This window comes from Paenibacillus sp. 598K, from assembly GCF_003851045.1.
GTDB lineage: Bacteria > Bacillota > Bacilli > Paenibacillales > Paenibacillaceae > Paenibacillus_D.
Map to the genome: position 1 here is coordinate 1 of NZ_BFBX01000245.1, position 3,149 is coordinate 3,149.

The 3,149-nt window shown below is 63.7% G+C and carries 1 protein-coding gene; it reads left to right on the forward strand.

What is annotated here, in order from left to right; translation table 11 throughout:
- On the forward strand, window positions 1-3,149 hold a 3,149-nt coding region (locus PA598K_RS34910; RefSeq protein WP_128661291.1), incomplete at both ends, for a non-ribosomal peptide synthetase.

Sequence of the window (3,149 nt, forward strand, 5' to 3'; positions counted from 1 at the left end):
CGGGACGGCGGATGTACCGGGCCGGCGACCTGGCGCGCCGCGCGGCGGACGGTACGCTGCTCTACCTCGGACGGCAGGATGAGCAGGTCAAGGTGCGCGGCTATCGGATCGAGACAGGCGAGATCGAGGCATGTCTGCTGGAGCAAGGGGCGATCCGCGAGACGGCAGTCGTGGCCCGACAGGAAGGGGAAGCCGGCGCAAGCCTGTGGGCGTATGTGACGGCGGACCGTCCAGTCGAGACGGAGGCGCTGCGCAGCTATCTGGCGGAGCGGCTGCCGGAGTATATGCTGCCTTCGGCGATCGTGCAGCTGGAGGCGCTGCCGGTGACGCCCAACGGCAAGACGGATCGTCGGCAGCTCATGGAGCAGAAGGATGCGCCTGTGCAGGGAGGCTATGCAGCGCCGCAGGGCGAGACGGAGAGCCGGCTGGCGCAGCTCTGGCAGCAGGTGCTGGGCGTGGAGCGGATCGGCCGGGGAGACCGATTCTTCGAGCATGGCGGCCATTCGCTCAAGGCGATCCTGATGCTGTCCAAGGTGCAGAAGGAATATGGCGTGACGGTGCCGCTGCAGACGCTGTTCGACGCGCCGACGATCGAGGGACTGGCGGCGTATCTCGATCCGGATCGAGCCGCGCAGGGCGACTTGACCGCGCCGTTGACCGTCGACCGTGTCTTCTACAAAATGTATACGCCGATCGAGCCGAGCTCGCAGCGTCCGTTCTACCCCGCCTCGTTCGTACAGAAAAGAATGTATGCGCTGAGCGGCCTCAAAGGAGCAGAGCTGGCCTATAACGTGCCGTATGCCTACAGGATCGACGGTCCGCTCGATATCGCCCGGTTAGGCGAGGCTGCGCAAGCGCTCGCTGCGAGACACGAGACGTTGCGCACTTCGTTCGCCTGGGTTGACGGCGAGCTCGTGCAGCGGATTCATCCAAATGCGACGATCCGCCTCACTTGTACAGACGTGTCGGAGGCGGAGCTGGACGCGCATTTGACCGGATTTGTCCGGCAGTTTGACCTCAGCGAGGCTCCGCTGGTGCGGCTTGAGCTGTTGCGAGTGGGGGCGGAGCAATCGGTTCTGCTGTTCGACATGCATCATATCGTGACCGACGGCGTGTCGGTGAGCATCTTCTTCCGCGATCTCTTCTCGCTGTACAACGGGGAGCAGCTTGCGCCGTTGCGGATTCAATATAAGGATGTCACGATGTGGCAGCGGGAGCAGAGCCTGGCGACGAGAGAGCATGAGGCCTACTGGATGGATCTGTACAAGGATCAGGTTCCACAGTTGGACTTCCCGCTCGATTACCCGCGTCCGGCCCAGCAGAGCTTCGCCGGCAAGCGCGTCGATTTTGACGTTCCGGCCGATGTCGTGCAAGGACTCCATCAACTGTGCTCCGCTACCGGCGCGACGCAATATATGGCGCTGCTCGCGGCGTTTAATGTGCTGCTGGCCAAGTATACCGCCCAGGAGGATATCGTGATCGGGACGACGAGCGCCGGGCGCAATCATGCGGACACCGATCAACTAATCGGCGTCTTTATCAATACGCTGGCGCTGCGCAACAAGCCGCGCAGGGAGCTGCCTTTCTCAGCCTTCGTCAAGGAAGTGATGCGGCACGCGCTCGAAGCGTTCGGGCATCAGGACTTTGCCTTCGACGAGCTGGTAGACCGCTTGAACCTTCGCCGCGACATTAGCCGCAATCCGTTGTTCGACGTCATGTTTGTGCTGCACAATCAGGATAGCGGCACCTCGGAAAGCCAGCTAGGCGAGCAGACGACGATACGTCCGTACGATGGCTTGCAGCATGAGCCAGCCAAGGTGGACCTGACGCTTGTCGTGACGGCTGCGGGGGATCAACTGCAATGGTCCTTGGAGTATGGCGTTGATCTGTTCCGACAGGAGACGATAGAGGAGCTGTCCAGGCAATTCGTCGAGCTCCTGCGCATCGTGTCCGTCACGCCCGACTTGCCGATCGGCGAGATCGATCTGCTGAGCGAGTCGGAACGGAGCGGGACGGTGGAGGAGTGGCATGGACCGCTGGCAGCGTACCCGAGCGATCAAGCGATGCATGAGCTGTTCGAGCGGCAAGTGCGGCAGACGCCGCAGCAGATCGCGATCCGTCAAGGGGAGCGGAGCTGGACGTACGCCGAGCTGAACCGGCGGGCGAACCGGATGGCGCGGACGCTGCTAGGGCGCGGCGTCGCGGCAGAGGAGCGGATCGGCGTGCTGGCCGATCATTCGCCGGAGCTGATCGCGGCGATCTGGGGCGTGCTCAAGGCCGGCGCGGCCTATGTGCCGATCGATCCGGCGTATCCGTCCGAGCGCATCCGCTACATTGCCGAGGACAGCCGGATGAAGCTGCTGCTCACCGAGGCGAGGCTGGCCGGACTAGTGCCGGCGGGCGTGCCGTGGCTCGATATCGCGGAGGAGACCTCGGTGGAGGCGCTGAGAGGCGAAGCGGATGGCTTAGATAAGGACAATCCCGGAATTGCCGTCTCGCCGTCGCAGCTCATGTACCTCATCTATACATCCGGTTCGACCGGCAAGCCCAAAGGCGTAATGGTGCCGCATCGCGGCGCGGTCAACTATATCTGGTGGGCGCGCAAAATGTATGCGAACGAACAGCCGGTCGATGCGGCGCTCTACTCGTCGATCGCCTTCGACCTGACGGTGACGTCGCTGTATGTGCCGCTGTTGACTGGCGGGAGCGTCGTCATCAGCGCCGACGCGGACAAGACGGCGGCGATCGCCGAGATCGCGGCGGCGGATCAGGTCGATCTGCTGAAGCTGACGCCGACGCATCTGAAGCTGCTGCTGCTGAGTGAGCATCGGCCGCGTCGGCTGCGGAGCCTGATCGTCGGTGGCGAAGCTCTCGATACCGGGCTGGCGCGACGGGTAGACGAGCGATTCGAGGGCAAGGTGACGATCTACAATGAATACGGGCCGACCGAGACGGTCGTCGGCTGTATGATCCATGCGTACGATCCGGCGCGCGACCTGTACGCGTCGGTGCCGATCGGCCGTCCGGCGGACAATGTCAGCATCTACGTGCTGAATGGACAGCTGCAGCCGGTGCCGGTCGGCGCGGTCGGCGAGCTGTACATCGCCGGAGACGGCGTCGCGCGCGGCTACTGGGGCCGGGAGGCGTTG